This is a genomic window from Pseudomonas sp. CCI4.2 (genome assembly GCF_034350045.1).
GTDB lineage: Bacteria > Pseudomonadota > Gammaproteobacteria > Pseudomonadales > Pseudomonadaceae > Aquipseudomonas.
On record NZ_CP133781.1, the window covers coordinates 781,032 to 803,642 of the forward strand.

Consider the following 22,611-nt stretch of genomic DNA (forward strand, 5'->3'; position numbering starts at 1 on the left):
AGGTCATACCTGAAACACCGGCACGGGATTGCACCAACGGTCCTTGTACTCGCGATCAGCACGCCCAAACGAGAACCGCAGTGGCTTATTAACGGCGCGCGCCTGTTCCCAAGCACTTTGGGTATTAAGGAAGCTGAGGACGCTACCAGGGCTAAAGCCTCGACTTTCAGGATCAACGCCACCGTTGATGTATTCGACGCTGATCCATTCCGGCGCTTCGACTCGGTATACCAACTGGATGGCAATCGGTGCATCGTTCAGAAACAGCACCGAGCCGATCATCAGCTCACGCATCAATTCGACCACGTCTGCCATTCGTTCAGCGCCCGTGGCCGGGAACCCCCAGCGTCGCTGGAACAGGTTGCAATACATGCCGGCCAATTCAGCGCTGGTGAAATCAGTGACGGGGCGCACTACGCCGCCCGCCTCTTCCAGCAGCCGCAACTCACGCCGTTGGTTGTAGCGAAATTTTTTTGACAGCTCTTCCGGCGCACGGGACATTGCCAGCGCTTCCGGCTGAGGCTTCAGGGTACTGACGCGGCCTTCATTCAGCGCCGAGAGATAGCGTCCTCGGTGCCGTAGCGCAACCTGCGCGCCGCTGGCCACCGGCAAAATCAGCTCGGCATTGCCCAAATCGAACAAACCTTTTTTGCCTTTACGCTTGAGCACGTCTTTTGACAGCGCCAATGAGCGACCCCAGGTCGGGATCGCGGCCTGCAATTCGCCGCCCTGTTCCCAACCCAGGTAACGCACAGGGATGTCGGCCAGCGCGGCCAAGCGTTCGATCACCAGGGGATGAGTTGCGACGCTGCCACCAAAGCGTTGCCAGGCCTGGGCGTAGGTCGGGGCATCGATAGGGGTCCAGCCACGTTCACGCCAGCGTTGAAATCGGTTGAGCATTACGACTCCGCGATCAGGCTGATGACTTGCGGCAAGCGCCAGAACACATCGCGCACAGATTGATCAGAGAACCGCTCTTGCAATCGCAGCAGCATTAACTCGGCGCAGGCCGCGCGCTGTGATTCATCCAGGGTCGCCAGATGAATAAGGCCTTGGGCCAAACGCTGATCATCACCCAATGGAAACAGAATGCCGACGCCTTCAACCACTTCCTTGGCGCCACCCGCCGCCGTTGCCAGCAATGGAACACCCGCGACCATGGCTTCCAGCAGCACCATACCGAACGGTTCGTGGTCCGAACTCAGCGCAAACACATCGAACGCTTTGTAGTAGCGGCGGGCTTCAGGAATCTGGCCGAGAAACAGCACCTGTGAACCAATGCCCAATTCCAGCGCCAAGGCTTTGAGATCGTGTTCCAGCCGACCGGTGCCAAGAATTACCAACTGGCTCTCAGTGGGCAAATTCGGCAGCGCCAAGGCGAAACCGCGCAGCAGCGTTGCTTGATCTTTATCCGGGTGCAGACGACCGACATTGCCGACGATCCATGCGGACGCTGAAAGCCCTAACTCTTGACGGGCTTGGGCAGGCGGCAACTGAGTGGCCTGCAATTGCTCGACGTCGATCCGGTTGTACAGGGTTTGAATGCGACCCGTCGGCCACTTCGGCAGGCTTTTACGCATGTCATCGCGCACTGCGTCGGACACGCCCAGCAGGCTCAGGCGCCAACGAAAGAGATGCGCGAACAGTTTGCGGGTACGGCGATGGTAGTCGCCAAACGCGTGGTGCACACCGATCACCGGCAAGCGAGTCGCCAACAAGGCGATGTAAACCGGCTTGAAACGATGAGCGATGCAGAAACTGAAAGAACGCGTGGCGGCGATTTTGCGCAGATCGCGAATCGCCCCCAGCTTCAGGCCACGGATGGCCTTGGAACTGTATTCAAGGAACAACACTTCATCAGAGGCGCACGCAGCGGCCACCTCCGGATCAGCGGCGCCGGTCAGGAATACCGTAGTGACCCGATACCCTTTACCGGCAAACAAGCTGGCGTATTGCCGGGCGCAGTCGAGAAACGGCCCGTCATAGCCGTGACAAAACTGCAGCACATGGCGATCAGCCGAACGTGTCATAAGCGTCTACGCCGTCTTTGAGGACCAAAATGTCTTCCATGATCAGGTATTCCAGATCGGAGCCGAAGAACATGTTCAGCGCGTCGGTCGGCGAACAAATCATCGCCTCACCACGTCGGTTGAGCGACGTATTAAGCGACACGCCGTTGCCGGTCAGTTCTTCCAGCGCTTTCATCATGTCGTAGTAGCGCGGATTGAACCGGCGCTCCAGCACCTGAGCGCGGGAAGTGCCATCCTCATGGACCACTTCCGGCACCCGGGTTTTCCACTCTTCAGCCACTTCGAAGGTGAAGGTCATGAACGGCGCGGGGTGATCAATCTTGATCATCTGCGGGCCGACCGTATCCAGCATAGACGGGCAGAAAGGCCTCCAGCGCTCGCGGAACTTGATTTGTTCGTTGATCCGGTTAGCCACGCCAGGAATGCTCGGGCAACCAATGATTGAACGACCGCCCAGTGCGCGCGGACCAAACTCCATCCGCCCCTGGAACCACGCCACAGGATTGCCTTCGACCATGATTTTGGCAATGCGCTGCGGGGTATTGTCGATCTGGCGCCAGACCGGTTTGCTCGGGTGACGAGCGCACGCGGCGATCACGTCTTCGTTGCTGTATTCCGGGCCGAGGTAGACGTGTTCCATCTTCTCGACCGGTACGCCACGGGAGTGGGACACATACGCGGCAGCACCCACTGCGGTGCCGGCATCGCCGGACGCCGGTTGCACGAACAACTCTTTGACCTCCGGGCGAGCGATGATTTTTTGGTTAAGTTTGACGTTTAACGCACAGCCGCCAGCGAACGCTAGCTTGCCGGTTTCCTTGAGGATGTCGCCCAGATAAAAGTCCATCATCTGCAATGACAGCTTCTCGAACAGCGCTTGTATGCTGGCCGCGTAATGGATGTACGGCTCGTCAGCAACGTCGCCTTGACGACGCGGGCCCAGCCATTCGATCAATTTCGGCGAGAAGTAAAAACCCTTGCCTTTCTCTTTATAGCGACGCAAACCGACGACGTTGGCGTAGTCGGTGTTAATCACCAGTTCGCCATTTTCAAAAGTCGCCAGACGCGAGAAGTCATATTTGCTGGCATCGCCATACGGCGCCATGCCCATCACTTTGAATTCGCCGTCGAGCATTTCGAAGCCGAGGAATTCAGTGATCGCGCCATACAAGCCGCCGAGGGAGTCCGGATCGAAGAACTCTTTGATCTTGTGAATTTTGCCGTTTTCGCCATAACCGAAGAACGTGGTGGCGTATTCACCCTTGCCGTCGATGCCCATGATCGCGGTTTTTTCTTTGAAACCGGAGCAATGGTAAGCGCTGGAGGCGTGAGCCAAATGGTGTTCAACCGGTTCGATCTTGATCTTTTTCGGATCAAAGCCCAGCTGTTCCAGGCAGAAGACGATCTTGTTGCGGTAGCGTTTGTAGCGACGGTTGCCCATCAACAGCGCATCAAGGGCGCGATCCGGTGCATACCAGTAACGCTTGGCGTAATGCCAACGAGCCTTGCCAAACAGGCTGACTGGCGCGAATGGAATCGCCACCACGTCAACATCAGAAGGCTTGATACCCGCTTGTTCCAGACAGAACTTTGCCGATTCGTACGGCATGCGGTTCTTTGCATGTTTATCGCGAACGAAGCGTTCTTCTTCAGCGGCCGCTACCAGCTTGCCGTCGATATACAGGGCTGCGGAAGGATCATGGCTAAGGGCGCCGGACAGGCCAAGAATCGTCAATGCCACAGGGGTCTAGCCTCTTTAGTCTGTATGCAGGCGGCGTGCGCCTGAAAAAATGTGCCCTCGCAACAGGCGCGAGGAACAGCTAAAGCGCGGGATTATAGCGTAATGAGGCTACCTGTGGTCGGGTTGCCGCCGCCACACTTCAATAACTATCTAACACTCCGCCTTCTGGATTTTTTGGTTCGATTGACGTGAAACACCCCACGCCTCCACTAAAGAGTCCTGCATGCAGACATTATTGAATAACACCTCAGTTTTACTCAGCCGCCTGACAGCACTTAGCACCACGCTGACCAACGAACTCGCGCACTTGCCAGAGCCTGAGGGCCTGACACTGCAAGAAATACATAACCGAATCGATTTTTTCTGGAGCGCACCCAGCGCCCAAAACACACCACGGCGTGAGCTGTTCATTGCCGGCATTGGGCAAGCCATGCGCGATGAAGTCGCGCTGAAAATCGCCGACGGTTCCTTGCACTCTATCTACAACGAATGCCTGCCACTGTCGGCCACAGACAGTGGCGCTTACCTCGCACCTGAACTCTATAGCCTGCAACTGAAGCTCAATGATCAAAACACCGTTGAGTTGGCCGGTGCGCTGGTAATCATCGCTCACCAAGGGCCGACGTTACTGGCGCTGCCGGGTTATGGCGTGGAGGGGTTTAGCTCCCGGGCGTTGCTGCTTGAGTCCCTTACCCATTGGGTCAACAACTCGGCCCTGCGCAGCCTGTTGCTAAACAATGTCGAACAACGGTTCCAGGCCCTGCTCCTCGAGATCGAAACCGACCCTGACCTGTTTCTTGAGCCCTTCGATACGCTTGATTGGCAGTTGACGCCCATTGCGGATACGCCGTTCGAACACGTTTTCGACAGGCAACTGGACAAACAACGCGCGGATATCAGCCATGCGTTCGAAGGCGGAGCACATCTGCTCAATCAGTCCATCCGCATGACCGGACTTTTTGGCCCAGCGGCGATGCTTGCACTGCGTGACATCAGCAGCAACTCAAGCAAGCAACGCAAAGCCCTGCCGGACTGGTTCACGCTCGCGAGCCGGGAAGAACTCTTGCACTACGGCGAAAGCCTGAAACAGTACGAGCAAGCACGTGCTGCATTATCGAGCCTGCTCGGCGGCGCTTCGTCACCAGAGCAGTTTGCCACCGAGCGCCTGCGCGCTCGAATCGAAAACGATCTGGGCCATGATCTGAACCCGCAACACCTGATGATTTCCACATGGCGCACGTTACCGCTGAGCAACGAGCCCTATAAAGTCACCCGTTCACTGACTCAACTGGCGCTCTACGGTCTGCATCCCGGCGACATGGACGCGGGTTCGGCTTTCCTGACGTGGAGCACCGTCACTCTTCAGGGGCAGCCGCTTGGCTCGGCCTACCCAGGACTGACCAACGGCTATATTGGCGAACTGATCCAGACGCTGGACTTACGCAGCGCTTTCGCCCCAGTGCAACGAGAAGCATACGGATCGCCAAACGTCCAGCGGGTCATGCGCGACGTGACCCGCCAGCAGGTGACGGCCATGGCCTACGCGGCGAAGCTGCAAGGTCATATCCTGCCACGGGACTTCAACTTGATCGAAGCCTTCAATCAAGCCGCCGGTGAAGCAACGGGCGGGGCGATAGGCGTGCAGCAGGTGAAGCTGAACAACCACGACGTATTGAGCAACCTGCTGCTGTTCCGCCAAGAAGACGCGCAAGGCCAGCTCGAACGCCTGGTGATGTTCATGGCCGAAAACCCGCGAGGCCGTCAATTCCAAGGGTTCGACAACGAAAATCAGCTGCGTCAGGAATTGACGAGTTGGAGCGCGTTCCCGGACATGAGCGAATACCTGCTCAAGCAGGTGCCCGCTACCCAACGTATCGCCCTCGAAAAGCAGTTGTCCGGACTGAAACAAAAACCCCAGCCACCGGCCGACTTCATCACCTTCACCCAGGCCCAGGCTTATGACGAAGGGCTACGCGCACTGGTGAACAAGCGCATTGGGGTGATGCTCGCCGAACAGGAACAACACACTCCACATTGGTACCTGAACGCCAGCGCAAGCCAACGTCAGGAGTTGGTTGCACTCGAGGACGCCATCAATGCCGCCCACGTGCACTACGAGGCCAAAGCCCATGCGCAGATTCAGACGTTTGATGACTACGTGCATCGGCGAGCCACACAGAAAATCAATGAACTGCTCGGGACCGCTGAGGGCGAGGTCGACCCCGACGAAATCATGATCATTTCGAGCCGCGAAACCCTGAATTACACTCAGATGTTGCGCAACGGCTACGACGACAGCGTCAACCCGATCACCACCAACGCTTTGACCGACGCTCGATTCAAGGGCCCCGACGGTATCGACCTGACGCCGCTAACGGCCGAGAAAGTGGCGCGTTCGGTACACGGTGCGTGGCTCAGCGATCAGTACGTGGCTCACATCAAAAGCACGCTGCTCAATGCGCACGGCACGGGCTATACGTACCGTCGCCGTACCAGCCTGCTCATCACCCAATTACAGATGAAAGCTGCCGCCTTGCGTAGCCATCTAAAAAACGAAATCAACGCACACCAATATCAGTGGCTCAAGGCATCCATTGAGCAGATGCACGTCAGCGAACCAGATACTCGTCGTCGCCATCCCCTTTACCCGTTGCAGTTCAAATTGAATAACCCGCTGATCGCAACTGACGTGCCTGAACTCGGCAACTTGCTGGATTTCCTGCCACTGCCCGGCGCCCGAACCGAAACCGCGCTTGGCTGCCATGTGCTGACCCCGGACCACACCGGCAACGCCCGAGACGCGTTGCTCTATACCCCTAACGCGCCCGACGGACTGGATTTCCGCCTGCTCGGCAGTTTTGTTGACACGCTCAAACACCACGGTATGAGTGACTACTACAAGGATCGCTGCCGCATCAGCGCCAACCGCAAGTTGGCGTTCTTTCTGGCGGACATGAAAGCAGGCGGGAACAGTCAGCCCCCGATACTGCCCGACTCGCCACTGACGGACCTCTACGATCAGCACTTCAACCAGATCATCCAACGTAAAGTCCACGACGTCGAAGACACCATCAGCGGACGCAACGACCTGCTCAGAAAACTGATCTGGACCAGCGTCGAACTGATCGCCACCGCCGTCACCCTGCCCTTTCCCCCTGCCAGTTTCGCGGTCGGTGCTTTATTGGCGATGCGTGACAGCTTGCAAGCGCTCGAAGCTTTCAGCGACGGCGACAGGGAAGCCGCCAGTGGCTACCTTCTCAGCTCGCTGTTCAATGGCCTCGGCGCCGCGGGCGACCTGCATTCGGGGCTCAAGGGGTTTGGCCATGTCCTGCGCAATGTGGCCGGCAATGGCGGAAAAAAACAGGTGCTCAACGCCGCTAAACACCTCCAACGAATGTCACCGCCCGTTGAACAGCTTCGCCCAATGCAGGTTCACGGTGAGCAGTTTTGGGCAGGAAGTCCAACCCCGAACGCTCACGCGCCGCTGTTCAGGATGAATGTTCGCCACCCCGATGAGCTGATCCCCACCGGTCAATTTGCGGAAAAAAATAGCGCTGGGGTCTGGCAGCCGTTGCGCCGAGAAACCGATCCGGCCATTCCCCAGGGCACGCTCAATCAAGCCTATGCCGTAAGTGTGTCATTGCGAGAGACAACGCCTATCGCCAGCGGGCATGCCAAAGGCGTCACTCTGGTTCAGGGCCAACACTACATCGAGCTGCAGGGCCTGACGTTCAGGGTCCAATTCGACGCACGAATGCGTTGCTGGCATATCATCGATGGCAATAACCCCTTCGCCTTTTTCGGCAAGCAACCGGTTTACTTCGATAGCAACGACCAATGGCAGCTGGTCGACCTGAACCTGCGCGGCGGCGGGCGTCCGAACTTTCATCCACTGGAGGAAGAAGCTGCCAACCCACCTTCAGCAGCCAGCGAATTGAACAGCTACGAACTGCCCCCAAATATGCGGCCTTACACGCACGGCATCATCGACCCCTCGGCAGCACAGCTGGGCCTTAGCGGCCTTGGAATCGAGCAATGGATGGAGCAGATTTACGCGGACCTGCGTAAAGCGTACTCAGGATTCAGGGAGGCTCTTTACCGGGACGCAAGCGCCTTTTTTGAACAGGTCAGACTTCCAGTCCGACCCGACCTTCCGCTGTTTGACGTGGCGGCGCGGCCAGAGACGTTGCTCAACGGGATCTTCGGAAAAACCAATGGTTTGGTGATCAGCGAAGCGCCCCGTTCGGTAGTCAGTAAGCAATGGCTGATCGACAACATGCCGCTGCTCGTCGAGCAAAAAGTCGAAGTGTTGTACATCGAGCACCTGTTCACCGACCTCCACCCGAGGAAGTTGGCCAAGTACAAAAAACTGGGCAGCAAGACGAAATCGGGATCCCATGAGATCAAATACCACCTTAAACAGCTCGACGGTGGCGCCCTGGATAATCAGAGTAAGGAATACGACTACTACCACCTCATAAAGGCCGCGCATAAACACGGTATTGAGGTCAAACCGTTCAACTCGGCGGTCAGCTACCCGTCCAATAACAACCCTGTAGCCATTGCCGCAGATGACCCTGCAGCCGCCCAAAAAATGAGCAATTTTTTTGGCAGCAACGTAATTGCCGCAGACACGACGGCACTGCCGCAACGGCGCTGGATCGCGTTGCTCGACCAAAAAATGGCGAACACTTGGCGGCAGGTCCCGGGGATCGCTGAACTCAATGGTGCGATCAGTGTGCGATTCGAAGGCCTCCCCGCTGGCAGCGCGTCGCGAGTGAGTCGCGATGCAGCGGGATCGATTGCCGGCGATCCGTTTGCCAAGGCCGACTTCACGCTACAAATGGCTGATTTCCGGATTGCAACCCTCACGGTAACCCCCCCTACAGCCCCAACTAAACACTTGGACGATGCGTTGTATCGACTGTTCGAGGGCAACGCCCATTCAGCTGCGGACAGCGTTACTTTCGCGGGCAGCCATGGTTTTCAGCTAGATGAAACTGGCCTTTGGCAGCGAGTCGATCCGGATGCCTGGCCGGCGGAACATTCACTCACGGCCATCCAGCAATCCCTCCTCGACGCCAATTACGATCTGCCCATCGACCTGCGACCGACGATGCATGAACTGGCGAACTTCCGTGACGGCGGGCTGCATGACGACTATGCCTTCAACGACGAACACCTGACCCAAGTCCGCGACGCGTTTTTCGACCTGCGCAGGCAACTGCAACAAGATGCGCAACAGGTCATTGCCGTTGCTCTACCGCCGCGTCCAACGCTACCCAACGTTGAACCAGGGACAACGATTCCAGACTTCATCGACACGCTGTACGGACACACCTCGGGCGCAGTTGTGGGCGAAGCGCATGGCTCCATCGCCAGCAAACAATTCATTATCGACAACCTGCCGCACCTCTCGCGCAAGCAGGTAAAAACCTTGTACATGGAACACCTGCAGACGGACCTGCATCAAGCCGATCTCGACCGCTTCGCCGACACCGGGCAGATGAGCAAGACCCTGTTGCATGATTTGAAGAAACTCGACCGGGATTACGCCACGGACCCCAACAAGGTCTACACCTTCGAAAACCTGGTGATTCGGGCACGGGAACAAGGACTGGAAGTCAGGGCCATTGATTGCTCAGCCAGTTATCACCTGGAAGGCCTCAAAAACAAGGCGCCCACCACGCGCCAGCAAATGATGAACTTCTTTGCCTCGCGTACGATTCGCAAGCACCAAGAAGTCATGGGGTCACACAACTGGATTGCCTTGGTGGGCAACACCCACGCCAATACTTTCCAGAAAATTGTTCCCGGCGTTGCGGAGCTTGAAGGGGCTATAGGAATTCGAGTCATTGATGTCGGCCCGAGCTCGGTGCGGGGACCATTCAGGGATCCGGGCGAACATCTGGTGGAAAACCATGCCCGCGAAAGCATCTATTTGCAGAGCGATTACCGCCTTGAAATGCAAACGCTGGATTACGTCACCGAATCAGCAGTCGTCGATAGAACACCCCTGGTCTTGTCGACCGAGACAGAGCTGACCGAGCCTGGAATGTTCCTGATCGATGAGTCCATACCGGACCATTCGGTGATCGTGCATCGATCAAAAGACACCGGCCTTGAGCGCATTGTTATTAGCCGGGATGAGCAAGGCCTGTTGTACGTCGAACACCCGGCATGGGAATCGATCCATCGGCAGCCATACGATGATCTGTGGGATCTGGTTCAAGCACTTGAGGACCTGAATTTGATCCGCGTCGGCTGATTGACCTGGAAATATCTGTAGGAGCCAACTGGTTGGCTCCTACAGATGGCCGCACAAGAGCATCTCAACCCCGAGGCAAGCGCTGCTCCAGCAATTGGTGCAGCGCGCTTTCGACTGGCCAGTTGCGCATGAACCGTGCTCGGTCCCGCGCAAACGCGCAGGCGAACGATGAAGCCGAGGTGTGCTGGCACATGGCGTCGAGGTCGATCAGTGCCCAGCGGTCTTGATGCCAGAACACGTTATGTCCTTTTAGATCACCGTGGCTGATGCGTTCGTCAATCAGACGAGCAAACAAGTGATCAAGCGCCAGCAACTCCGCTTCCGGCGCAATGCCCGAGACCACATGCGACGCAAACCGCTCGATGATGTCCGGCCCCGGCAAATACTCAGTCACCAGATACGCCTTGCGCCGCAGCCAGAAGAATCGCAGCTCCAGCAACGCCAGCGGCTTAGGCGTCGCTATCCCTAGAAACGCCAGTCGATTACCTTCACGCCAGGAGTGCCAGGCGCGGCTTGGGCGCCAGAAGCGCTTGAGCCAATGGGCGAAATTTTTGATGTTGTAGCGCTTGATCACCAGTGGACGGCCCGCCACCTCGACACGGCCCACACTGGCCGCGCCCCCGGTCTTGTATAAATGACCGCGATCAAGCAACGCATCGGCGTCAGTCAACACCGGCGACATCGCCGTCACTTCTTCGCGACGAATCGCGCGCAGACTGAAAGGGCCGTCGTTGACGCTGAACAGGCTGCAATCGCGCCCAACTTTGCTGAGGAAGTCTTTCAGACGCCAGCCGCGAGTTTTGTTGATCTGTTTTTTCAGGGCTTCCATCGGCAGGGCGTGTTCGGCGTTACTCAACAGGTAATGCACCAACAGCTCTTCAGTGAACGGCTCCAAAGTCTTCGGCAACTGAGCAAAAAAAACGCCGAGGTTTTGCAGCACCTGTTGCCGCGACAACGGCTTACCCGCCTGTTCAGCGCGAATGCCCGCGCCGTCGATCAAATACAACTGACCGTCGTGGCGCAGCAGGTTGTCGAGGTGCAGGTCTTCTTGCCACAGACCTTTGCTGTGCAGCGTCGCGATTGCCGACAGTGCTTCGCCCAATACCGTTTGCTGCTCGTGCGCCAGTGCCGGCAATGCTTCGACGTCTGCCCAGGCATCGCCAAGGCTTTGCGCGTTCTCCAGAAACTCGAACAGCAGCCAGCCACCCTCGCCTTCTTTGAGGCCTTCGACCAGCAACAAAGGAGTGTTCATGCCTTGTTCGGACAGCAGATGAACGCCGTCGCGCTCACGCTGAAAGTGCCGAGCCGCCTTGGGCCCAACCAACAATTTCGCCAACACCGCACGCCCGCGCCAGATGCCAGCACCGACATAGCGTTGCCCCGGCAGCACGCGCAACAAGGTCAACAATTGCAATTCAGCCGGGCCGGCAGCGTCGGCCAGCGCCAGGTTAATAGGCAGCGTCGGCGTCCGCCCGGCGGATTTCAGTTCTGACAACTGCATCAGAGTGCCTCTTTATAGCTGCTGCGCTTCGCCAGACGCTGCCACCAGAGACCGACTAACTCACTGTCGGTAGCCGCTTGCAGGTACGTCGCTAGCAGTTCGCGCACTTCAACTTCGGTCCAGAACGGCGCCCGACGCAGCAATGGCTCCAGGTCTTTGATCCGGTCACGCCAGCCAAAAAACGCCGGGCGGGTTTTCTCCAGATCGATCAGTTGCGCCAGATACGCATTGGCACGCGAGCGCAGGAAAATATGCTTGGGATAGAAACAACCATGAACTTGATTGGCCGCGTGCAGCGTACGCGCCAGCTGACCACACGCCTGCAAAATCGCCAAACGCTGATGGGCGCTCAAGGTTGGCCACTGCTGTAACAGCGAGTCCAAGTCAGTCCAGCTGTCCAATGCCCGGGTCATCAGAATGGCCCGGCGTTCGTCTTCAATCAGGCGTTCGCCAAAGAACACTGCCTGCAGGGACGGGATGCCTAACGATTGATAACGAGTAATGTTGCGAAACTCGCGGGAGAACGACGGCTCGCCGAACGGCCGATGCAAGGTTCGCGTCAGGTAATTATTTTGGCGCTTGAGGTAGAAACCCGCCCCTTCGAGCTCCAGACGAAACACGCTGCTCCACCCGCCGCGCCCGATATTGGGCTCATCCACCGCGTCCAGTTGCACGTCCCACAGCGAATTGAAATCAGCCAGGCCATGTCGCTCAAGCAGCCCGCGCTCGGTTGCTGCGATGAAGTCACTCATTGCCGTTCCCACGAATTAGCCGAGATGCCATGGTTGTCGAAACTGTCCGTTTGCCAGCCACCATCACAGCGCATCCCCGTAGCGTTGCTTGCGCTCATACAGTTTGCTGGCTTTAGTTTCCAGCCACGCGAGCAGTGCCGACTCTTGTGCGACCACTTGGCGCAACGGAAGTTGGAAGTATCCACACATGAAGCGCAATTTATCGCGTTGAGTCAGGCCGATGTCCAGCGCCGAGAAAAACAGCGCCGCCAAGTCTTTGTTGCGCCAGCGCAAGGTGATTGTCTTGCGGGTCTGAGCACGGTGCAGGTCGATCAGCGACAGCTTGAAGTCCTCGGCGGTCACCGGTTTGTCGGTGTGCAACAGAAAGTGGCAGATGTAGCAGTCACGGTGATTGACCCCGGCGCGGTGCATCGTGCCGGTCATGCGCGCGACTTCAGCGATCAACGCGCGCTTGAGGCGCGGTGCCGGTGGTTCCTGGCGCCAGTGAATACTGAAGTCTTCCAGGCTAACGGTGGGCGCCAGTTCTTCGGTGACGATAAACGAATGCTGGGCGGCCGGATTATTCCCGCGCTCGCCGTAGGCCACGGCGGTCATGGTCGGTACGCCGACCTCGTGCAGGCGGTTGATCGCCCGCCACTCCTGACCAGCGCCGAGTACCGGCAGCTTGGCAGTCACCAGATTCTTGGCCACCTCGCCCCAACCAATACCCCGGTGAATCTTGACGAAGTAACCGCGCCCTTCCACTTCAGTGCGCAAGGTGCGCCGCCCTTCGAGTTCACGATAAACCTGACCGTCCAACGCCTCGACTTCGGTGAACGCATCACGTCCATTCCAGAGGTTTTTGAATGGTTCAGCGAGAATCAGTTTCATCGGTGGTGCTCCGCCAGAATCACATCGGCCGCGTGCTGCGGCATGCTGTAAAGGTCCGCTGTATCGGCAAAGACCAAACCGTGTCGGCTCCAGGCTACCCGTGCCGAATCATCAGCCAGCATGGTAGCGAGGTATTGATTGAGTTGCGCCTGTTCGAACGGATAGGTCAACACTCTCCCGCAGTCGGCTTCGGCAATGTAATGCGCATAACCACAGACAGCGCTGACCAGTACTGGCAGGCCCGCGACCAAGGCTTCAAGCAAGACTGTGCCGGTGTTTTCGTTGTACGCCGGGTGAATCAGCAGATCGGCACCCATCAAGAAGCGCGGTATGTCACTGCGCCCCTTGAGGAACTGCACCTGTTCGCTGACTCCCAACGTGGCACTTTGCACCTGGAATACTTTGGGATCGTCTTGGCCGATTACAAACAGTCGCGTGCGTTTTTTCAGCTCAGATGGCAAGGCGGCCAGCGCCTTGAGGCTACGGTCCACGCCCTTGGTCTTGAACCCGGAGCCAATTTGCACCACCAACAAGTCATCATCGGCCAGACCAAACTCCTGACGGAATTCGGCGCGAATTTGCGGCGCTTCAATGGGTGCTCGGCGGTCTAGGCCAATCCCCGGCGGCAGCAGATGGAAGCGCTCGGCAGGGGTGTCATAGTGCTTGACGAACAGCGGTTGCTGCACTTCTGAAATCATCAATATTTCAGTTTTCGCATCTTTGGTGAACACCGCACGCTCGTAAGCGGCGAAGTGGCGATAGCGACCCCAGCGGCGATACAGCGAATTACGCAGATTTTGCGCTTTGTCTTCGAAACAGCCATCGGCGGCGTAGTACACATCCAGCCCCGGCATTTTATTGAAGCCGATCAGACGGTCCACTGGACGCTTGAGCAGATCCGCCTCGACCCAGGCGCTAAGCCTTTCGTAGCGTGTGTGGTTGAACAGCGCCTTGACCGGCACCATCACCACCTCAAAACCCGGTGGCACCTCGCCTTCCCACGTCAAGGTATACACGCGAATCTGATGGCCACGCTGCTGGCACTCCAGGGCAATGCGCATGAAGTCGCGTTGCAGGCCGCCAAACGGGAAATATTTATAAAGTACAAAAGCCAACTGCATCAACTGAGTTCCTTTGCCAGCAACAGCGAGCCCAATTGGCTGGCTACTCGCTCGGGATTCAAACGAGTGAAGCACAACGGCCACTCGCTATTTAGATCGAAACGACGCTGTTCTTCAGCGGTCGGGCGATAGGTGCATTTCTTTTGCAGGCAGGGCGCGCAAGGGAAGTCACTGGCCATGTGGACCTGGGATCGACCATAAGCACCGGTCAACACCGGGTCAGTTGGACCGAACAGCGACAGGGTCGGCACATCCAGCGCCGCCGCCAAATGCCCGAGGCCGGTGTCCACCGCGACACAAGCCTGAGCACCGACCAACACCCGCGCGACACCCGCTAAATTGAGTTTGGGCAGCACCACAACGTTATCGAGCCCGTGGGCAATGCGCTCGGCACGCGCCAACTCGGCAGGATTACCCCACGGCAGTCGCACGTGCAGGCCGCGCCCGATCATGAGCTGCGCCAACTGCCGCCAGTAAAGTTCCGGCCAATGCTTGGTGGCCCAGGTGGTGCCATGCAAGAACAGCACGAACGGCTCATCCACGGGTGCGTCTATCAAGCGCGAGCGGTCAAGGCCGTAATCACCGATATCGTCCGGCACTTCATAGCCCAATGCCTGCGCAAACAACAACCGCGAGCGCTGCACCGCATGCTGCTCTGGACTGACGGGAAAATGCCGATCATAGAATCGGCTCGCCAAGGGTTCGCGGGCCGACAGCCGATCAAGGCCAACCACCGGCGCGTTCACGTAACGGGTAAGCCACGCACTTTTCACCAACCCTTGGGCGTCAATTACCAAGTCGTAGTCGGTTTCGCTCAAGCGTTTCTTCAAGCCGCGCCATTCGCCGTTCTTGAAGGTTTGCCAGAGATTCTTGCGCCAGCGACGAATTGCCACCGGAATGACCTCGGCCACCGCAGGGTGCCAGGAGGGAATCTCGGCGAAGCTTTCTTCGACGACCCAATCGAACTGTATGCCTGGCAGCGCACGAGCAGCATCGGTCAGCGCTGGCAGCGCGTGAATCACATCCCCCATGGAGGAGGTCTTAATCAACAGTACCCGCAAACTACACAAAATCAGGAAACCTCGACCGGGGTGCCGCCTAAGCGACCCAGCGCCTCGACCACAGGTTTGGGTTCAAGCAGACGCAAGCAATTGTAATGACCAAAACGGCAGGTACGTTCGAAACACGGGCTGCACTCAATGCCCAACTGGACGATTTCGACGTGTTCAGCCAACGGCGGCGTAAAGGCCGGCGAAGTGGAGCCGTAAACCGCCACCAATGGCCGGTTGAGCGCCGCAGCAACGTGCATAAGCCCGGAATCGTTGGACACCACCGCGTCCGCGCAAGACATCAGATCAATCGCTTCGGCCAACGAGGTTTCGCCGCTGAGGTTGACTGACTCTTCACGCAAACCGGGGATCAACCGTTCACGAATGCTTTCGCCGACCGGATGATCCTTCTTTGAGCCAAACAGCCAGACTTGCCAGCCCTCACGGACCTTGGCTTCGGCGACTTTGGCGTAATGCTCAGCCGACCAGCGCTTGGATTCGCCAAACTCGGCACCGGGGCACAACGCCAACACCGGACGATCAAGACTCAAACCGAACTTCTGCAGCGTGGCGTCGCGGGTAGCGGCATCGATTTGCAGGCTTGGGCGAGGATAAGGTCGGGGGATCTCAGCGCCAGCCTCATAGGCCAAGGCCATGAAGCGTTCGATCATCAGCGGGTAACGTTGCTTGTCCAAGGTGCGCACGTCGTTGAGCAAGCCGTAGCGAAACTCGCCACGCCACCCCGTACGCTTGGGGATGCCCGCAAAAAACGGAACCAGCGCTGATTTCAGGGAATTGGGCAGTAGAATTGCCTGGTCGTACTGCCCCTTCAATGACTTGCCGATTCGTCGGCGAGTGGCTAATTCAAGTACACCGTGGCCGAGCGGAAAGCTCAAAGCCTTGCGCACTTCAGGCATGCGCTCAAGGATCGGCCGACTCCACTCGGGCGCTAGCACATCGATTTCACACTGAGGGTGACGCTGCTTCAGGCACTGAAACAGTGTTTGCGCCATCACCATGTCGCCGACCCAGCTTGGCCCTACGATCAGAATTCTCATGCTTAATCCAAAAACCACCAGAAACGATCAGGGAGGCTTTTCAGGTTGCGGAGCACTTCCACACAACCTGACGCCTCCCCGTCATAGCTATAAAGACACATTTCCCTTGGCTCGCCGGGCAAGACTGATTAGCTCAAGCCTAACCCCGCCCAGATCCGCAACACTTCTCGCCGCTCGGCATGGAACTGATCACCACCCACTACCCCGGCCTGCTTCTGCAAGGCCTGACGGTGAGCGGCTGCACGATAGGCTTTATAAGCCTCCCGCAAAAGGTCTGCATCTGCGCCCAGGATTAGACCGGCCTGTTCCAGCCCTTCAAGAATGCGGATGTTGTCGGTGTAACGCAGCAGCTGCGGATACTCCCAGGACCACGCCAAGGCGGCGTATTGCACCATAAATTCGATATCGACGATACCACCGGCATCCTGCTTGAGATCGAACGGCGCCGTGGCTTCAAAGGCGTTGGCGGCCGTTCCGGCGGCGGTGGCCTTGCTACCGAGGGTCCCGCGCATCTTGGCGCGCATCTCACTGACGTCGGTCCGCAATGCAGGTAGGTCACGTTCGCGCCCCACTATTGCGGCGCGCACGGCCTCAAAGGCTGCGCCGACTGCATGGCTGCCCACCAACACCCGAGCGCGGACCAACGCCTGATGTTCCCAGGTCCAGGCTTCGTTGCGCTGGTAACGATCAAACGCGCCCAATGAACTGACCAATAGCCCCGATGCGCCTGAGGGTCGCAGGCGCATATCAACCTCGTACAACTGGCCAGAGTTGGTTTGGGCAGTCAGCAGGTGAATAATTCGCTGGCCCAACCGAGTGAAGAATTGCGCGCTGTCGATGGGCTTGGCGCCATCGGTCTCGGCCTGCGGGTCGCCGTCATGGATAAACACCAAGTCCAGGTCAGAACCATGGCCCAGCTCGATGCCGCCGACTTTGCCGTAGCCGACGATGACAAACCCCGGATCACACAAGGTGCCATCGGAACGCTTCGGTGTGCCGTGTTTGGCCACGGTGTGTCGACACGCCAACGCCAGCACCTGTTCAAGAATCGCTTCCGCCAACCAGGTCAGGTAATCGCTGACTTTCATCAACGGCAGATGACCGCTGATCTCCGAGGCCGCCACACGCAGGCTGTGCGCCAATTTGAAGTGGCGCAGGGCTTCCATCTGTTGTTCAAGGTCGTCTTCGGGAATACGCGTCAACCGTTCGCGCAATTCGGCGCCCAACTCTGGCGCCAGCGGCGGACTGAATAGACGGTCTTCGTTAAGCAGTTCATCCAGCAACAATGGGAAGCGCGCGATCTGCTCGGCGATCCACGGGCTGGCGGCACACAACGTCAACAGGCGTCGCAATGCCCCTGGGTTCTCGGTGAGCAACACCAGATACGCCGAACGCCGAGCAACGGCTTCAATCAGCGGCAGCACGCGTTCCAGCACCAAGTCCGGGTTGCTGTGCTCGACCGTTTGGGCCAACAGCCGCGGAATAAAGGCATCCAGACGCTCGCGACCCAGCCGCTGCATGGCACGTAACTGCGGGCTGTTGCGCAATCCCGACAAGCGTTTCAATGCGTTAGCAGCGTCGGCAAAACCGCCCTCTTCCAGTTGTCGACAAGCCGCTTCCTCATCCTGAGAATCGTCCCACAGCGGCAACCACTCTCCGCCGACGACCATTTCATTGTCTTCGCCGCCCTCCTCTTCATCAGGATCGGAGATAACCCCGCGAAAGTGCCACGCCACCCGGCCGCGCCAATACATCAGCCGCTCATGAAAGCTCGCCCAGTCGGCAAAGCCCAGCATGAAGGCGATACGCGCTTGGTCAGCTTCGCCGTCTGGCAGCATCTGGGTCTGACGATCGGCGATGGCCTGGATCGCATGCTCGGTATAGCGCAAGAATTCATAGCCTTCGCGCAACTCGCTAATCACCGCAGGCGGCAAGTAACCCTGACCTTCCAAGGTGTTCAGCACCTTCAATAAAGGCCGTTGCTGCAAGCTGAGGTCGCGACCGCCATGGATCAACTGGAACGCCTGGGCGATGAATTCGACTTCTCGAATGCCGCCGGAGCCGAGCTTGATGTTATCGGCCATGCCTTTGCGGCGGACTTCCTGATGAATCAGCTGCTTCATGGTGCGCAGCGCTTCGATGGCCGAAAAGTCCAGGTAGCGTCGGTAAACAAATGGCCGCAGCAGGTCGAGCAATTGCGCCCCCGCTAGCTGATCTCCACCGACGACTCGCGCTTTGATCATGGCGTAGCGCTCCCAATCACGGCCCTGATCCTGGTAGTACTGTTCAAGTGCATTAAAGCTGAGCACCAGCGCGCCGGAAGACCCGTATGGCCGCAAGCGCATATCAACACGGAACACGAAGCCATCCACCGTGATCGGGTCCAACGCCTTGATCAGCCGCTGGCCCAGCCGGATGAAAAACTCCTGGTTATCAATGGGCCGCTTGACCCCTTGGGTTTCACCGCCTTCGGGGTAACCGAAGATCAGGTCGATGTCGGACGACAGATTGAGTTCAACCGCCCCCAGCTTGCCCATCCCCAAGATCACCATCTGCTGCGGTTCCCCGCTGCGACGACCCATGGGTGTGCCCAATTGCTGACAATGGCGCAGATACAACCATTGGTAAGCCAAGTCGATGCAGGCATCGGCCATGTCCGACAGGTCGCGGCAGGTTTCTATCAGGTCGGCCTGGCGGGTCAGGTCACGCCAAACAATACGAACTTGATGCCGGGTGCGCTGTCGACGCAGTAGGCGGCCCAGGTCGTCTTCTGTGTCGGCGGTCAGCACGGCGGCGGAGATTTGGCCACGCAGTTCACCCACGGCAAAACTGCGGTCCAACTGCCCGGAGTCCGCCAGGTCCAAAAACATTTGCGTGTCACGGGACACTTGCTCGGCCACAAAATCGCTGGCCGCGCACACCCGGTCGAAGGTTACCTGTCGGGTGTCGGGCCACGCATCAAGTTGAGCCAAGGCAGTGTCCGATAACGCCGTCGCATTAGTGCGTAAAGTCTGTTGCGCACGATCGACAAACGGCAGGAGGATGGCCGGCAGATCGGCCAGCAAAGGGAGGCTCATGGTCTATCCTTGGTCGGCGTGGGAAGGGACCGCCGCAATGGTAGAAAGAAATGCATCAATGACAGGATCGTCAAACAAAGGTAATAAATAGCTGAAAAATAGGATTTATTAGCAGCCAGCATCAAGTTTTAACCTGTTACAGTTCGCTTCGCACTCACATTATCGATTTACATCACAACACAACAGGAGCCGGACTCACGCTCTTCTGTAGTTTTACTACTAGGAGGCTAAGTCGAAAGGCTGAAATGGCTGACGATTTGTAGTAAAACTACACAACGCCGGTACAACCTCCGGTCATCCAAAAATTTTATGTCGTCTGCCCACAAGGCCAGTCGCAAACTCAGGCAACCGATTCTGGAAGCCTTTCCGCCCTGGAGCAAGCCATGCAAGACCTCGATCCCGTCGAAACCCAGGAATGGCTGGACGCCCTGGAATCGGTTCTCGACAAAGAAGGCGAAGACCGCGCTCATTATTTGATGACCCGTATGGGCGAGCTGGCCACCAGAAGTGGCTCCCAGCTGCCGTACGCCATCACGACGCCGTATCGTAATACGATTCCCGTTACCCACGAAGCACGCATGCCTGGCGACCTGTTCATGGAACGCCGCATTCGCTCGTTGGTGCGATGGAACGCACTGGCCATGGTGGTCAAAACCAACATGAACGACCCCGACCTGGGCGGTCACATTTCCAGCTTCGCCTCCAGCGCGACGCTGTATGACATAGGCTTCAACTACTTCTTCCAGGCTCCGACCGATGAACACGGCGGCGACCTGATCTACTTCCAGGGTCACGCATCACCAGGCGTTTACGCCCGTGCATTCATGGAAGGCCGGATCACCGAAGACCAGATGAACAATTTCCGTCAGGAAGTTGATGGCAAAGGCCTGTCGTCCTACCCACACCCGTGGCTGATGAAAGATTTCTGGCAGTTCCCGACTGTGTCCATGGGCCTTGGCCCGATCCAGGCGATCTACCAGGCACGCTTCATGAAGTACCTGGAACACCGCGGCTACATCCCTGAAGGCAAGCAAAAAGTCTGGTGTTTCCTGGGCGATGGTGAGACCGACGAACCGGAATCCTTGGGCGCAATCTCCCTGGCCGGTCGCGAAAAACTCGACAACCTGATCTTCGTCGTCAACTGCAACCTGCAACGTCTCGACGGTCCGGTTCGCGGCAACGGCAAGATCATCCAGGAACTCGAAGGCGTGTTCCGTGGCGCTCAATGGAACGTGACCAAAGTTGTTTGGGGCCGTTTCTGGGACCCACTGCTGGCTAAAGATACCGACGGCATCCTGCAACGCCGGATGGACGAAGTCATCGACGGCGAGTACCAGAACTACAAAGCCAAAGACGGCGCATTCGTTCGTGAACACTTCTTCAACTCGCCTGAACTCAAGGCGATGGTTGCTGATCTGTCCGATGACGAAATCTGGAAGCTCAACCGCGGTGGGCACGACCCGTACAAGATGTATGCGGCTTACCACCAGGCAGTCAACCACAAGGGTCAACCGACCGTGGTATTGGCCAAGACCATCAAAGGTTATGGCACTGGCGCCGGTGAAGCGAAAAACACCGCGCACAACACCAAGAAAGTCGATGTCGACAGCTTGAAAAGCTTCCGCGACCGTTTCGACATTCCTATCAAAGACGACCAACTGGACACCCTGCCGTTCTTCAAACCAGAACCAGACAGCGCCGAAGCCCGTTATTTGAGCGAGCGCCGCACTGCACTGGGCGGCTTCGTGCCTCAGCGCCGCGCCAAGAGTTTCAGCTTGCCGACGCCACCGCTGGAAAGCCTCAAAGCACTGCTTGACGGTACTGGCGACCGCGAAATCTCCACCACCATGGCCTTCGTGCGGATTCTGTCGCAATTGGTCAAGGACAAGGAAGTCGGCCAACGCATCGTGCCGATCATCCCGGACGAAGCGCGCACTTTCGGTATGGAAGGCATGTTCCGTCAGCTGGGCATCTACTCGTCCGTCGGCCAGCTCTACGAGCCAGTCGATAAAGAACAAGTGATGTTCTACCGCGAAGACAAGAAAGGTCAGATTCTCGAAGAAGGCATCAACGAAGCAGGCGCCATGTCCTCCTTCATTGCTGCCGGTACCTCGTACAGCAGCCACAACCAACCGATGATTCCGTTTTACATCTTCTATTCGATGTTCGGTTTCCAACGGATAGGTGACTTGGCTTGGGCCGCTGGCGACAGCCGCACCCGTGGCTTCTTGGTGGGTGGCACGGCCGGTCGCACCACGCTCAACGGCGAAGGTCTGCAGCACGAAGATGGTCACAGCCACATTCTGGCCTCGACCATCCCGAACTGCCGCACATTCGATCCGACTTACGGCTATGAACTCGCGGTGATCATCCGTGAAGGCATGCGCCTGATGTTCGAAGAGCAGCAGGACGTTTTCTATTACCTGACCGTGATGAACGAGTCCTACGCGCACCCGGCCATGCCGGCGGGTTCCGAGGCAGGCATCATCAAGGGCATGTATCTGCTTGAAGAAGACACCAAGGAAGCAGCACACCACGTCCAACTCATGGGCTCGGGCACTATCCTGCGTGAAGTACGCGAAGCGGCGAAGATTCTGCGCGAGCAGTTCAATGTCGGTGCAGACGTCTGGAGCGTTACCAGCTTCAACGAACTGCGTCGCGATGGCTTGGCAGTAGAACGCAGCAACCGTCTGCACCCAGGTCAGAAACCTGTCCTGAGCTACGTGGAAGAATGCCTCACTGGCCGTAAGGGTCCAGTGATCGCATCGACCGACTACATGAAACTGTTCGCTGACCAGATTCGTCAGTGGGTACCAACCAAGGAATACAAAGTCCTGGGAACTGACGGTTTCGGCCGCAGTGACAGCCGCAAGAAGTTGCGTAGCTTCTTTGAAGTCGACCGCCACTTCGTGGTGCTTGCAGCTCTGGAAGCCTTGGCTGATCGCGGCGATATCGAACCTAAAGTAGTGGCTGAAGCCATTGCCAAGTTCGGCATCGACCCTGAAAAACGTAACCCACTGGACTGTTAAGAGTCTGTCTCCAGATCGCAAAGGGCGCTGACAAGAAGCGCGGAGCAGCTGAGGATGCGGAATTTACACACGTAAATGAGCGTCCGACGCTGTGTTCGTCGCAACCCATACAGTG

The 22,611-nt window shown here is 57.7% G+C and carries 12 protein-coding genes; 2 read left to right on the forward strand and 10 right to left on the reverse strand.

The window, feature by feature from the left end; translation table 11 throughout:
• Positions 1-3: 3 nt before the first annotated feature.
• Genes RHM65_RS03465 through RHM65_RS03475 form a run of 3 tightly spaced genes read right to left on the reverse strand, consistent with a single transcriptional unit; the run spans position 4 to position 3,771 of the window.
• Positions 4-900 carry an antimicrobial resistance protein Mig-14 gene (locus RHM65_RS03465; protein ID WP_322167333.1) on the reverse strand — a complete coding sequence of 299 codons (897 nt, stop codon included), beginning with the start codon at positions 898-900 and terminating at the stop codon, positions 4-6.
• Entirely contained in the window at positions 900-2,030 is a 1,131-nt protein-coding gene (locus RHM65_RS03470) for a glycosyltransferase (RefSeq protein WP_322167332.1), read from the reverse strand. Before RHM65_RS03470 ends, RHM65_RS03465 begins: the two co-directional genes overlap by 1 nt.
• Positions 2,014-3,771 carry a carbamoyltransferase gene (locus tag RHM65_RS03475; RefSeq protein WP_322167330.1) on the reverse strand — a complete coding sequence of 586 codons (1,758 nt, stop codon included), beginning with the start codon at positions 3,769-3,771 and terminating at the stop codon, positions 2,014-2,016. Before RHM65_RS03475 ends, RHM65_RS03470 begins: the two co-directional genes overlap by 17 nt.
• Positions 3,772-3,994: 223 nt before the next feature.
• On the opposite strand from RHM65_RS03475, the gene RHM65_RS03480 reads away from it, so the two are divergent.
• On the forward strand, positions 3,995-10,039 hold the full coding sequence (locus RHM65_RS03480; protein ID WP_322184247.1) for a membrane-targeted effector domain-containing toxin: 6,045 nt from the start codon (positions 3,995-3,997) through the stop codon (positions 10,037-10,039).
• A gap of 64 nt (positions 10,040-10,103) precedes the next feature.
• Here the strand turns inward: RHM65_RS03480 and RHM65_RS03485 are convergent, their stop codons facing one another.
• From RHM65_RS03485 to glnE, 7 genes are all read right to left on the reverse strand, one after another.
• A complete protein-coding gene (locus RHM65_RS03485; protein WP_322167328.1) occupies positions 10,104-11,540 on the reverse strand; it encodes a lipopolysaccharide kinase InaA family protein in 1,437 nt (478 codons plus the stop codon).
• Positions 11,540-12,292, reverse strand: coding sequence for a lipopolysaccharide kinase InaA family protein (locus RHM65_RS03490; protein ID WP_322167327.1), 753 nt, complete (start codon positions 12,290-12,292; stop codon positions 11,540-11,542). The genes RHM65_RS03485 and RHM65_RS03490 overlap by 1 nt, the downstream gene beginning before the upstream one ends.
• Positions 12,293-12,355: 63 nt before the next feature.
• The gene (gene rfaP, locus RHM65_RS03495; protein ID WP_322167326.1) at positions 12,356-13,162 is read right to left on the reverse strand and encodes a lipopolysaccharide core heptose(I) kinase RfaP; all 807 of its coding nucleotides are present in this window, start codon (positions 13,160-13,162) and stop codon (positions 12,356-12,358) included.
• Positions 13,159-14,283: a glycosyltransferase family 4 protein gene (locus RHM65_RS03500; protein ID WP_322167325.1), complete on the reverse strand. Its 1,125-nt coding sequence runs from the start codon at positions 14,281-14,283 to the stop codon at positions 13,159-13,161. Before RHM65_RS03500 ends, rfaP begins: the two co-directional genes overlap by 4 nt.
• A complete protein-coding gene (gene waaC / locus RHM65_RS03505) occupies positions 14,283-15,344 on the reverse strand; it encodes a lipopolysaccharide heptosyltransferase I (protein WP_322170678.1) in 1,062 nt (353 codons plus the stop codon). Before waaC ends, RHM65_RS03500 begins: the two co-directional genes overlap by 1 nt.
• A gap of 11 nt (positions 15,345-15,355) precedes the next feature.
• A complete protein-coding gene (gene waaF / locus RHM65_RS03510; protein ID WP_322167324.1) occupies positions 15,356-16,390 on the reverse strand; it encodes a lipopolysaccharide heptosyltransferase II in 1,035 nt (344 codons plus the stop codon).
• A gap of 128 nt (positions 16,391-16,518) precedes the next feature.
• Positions 16,519-19,467 (reverse strand): bifunctional [glutamate--ammonia ligase]-adenylyl-L-tyrosine phosphorylase/[glutamate--ammonia-ligase] adenylyltransferase, encoded by a 2,949-nt coding sequence (gene glnE, locus RHM65_RS03515; RefSeq protein ID WP_322167323.1) that lies wholly within the window; start codon positions 19,465-19,467, stop codon positions 16,519-16,521.
• 383 nt (positions 19,468-19,850) lie between these two features.
• On the opposite strand from glnE, the gene aceE reads away from it, so the two are divergent.
• Complete coding sequence (aceE, locus tag RHM65_RS03520; protein WP_322167322.1) at positions 19,851-22,496, forward strand: pyruvate dehydrogenase (acetyl-transferring), homodimeric type; 2,646 nt, start codon at positions 19,851-19,853, stop codon at positions 22,494-22,496.
• The last annotated feature ends 115 nt before the right edge of the window (positions 22,497-22,611 follow it).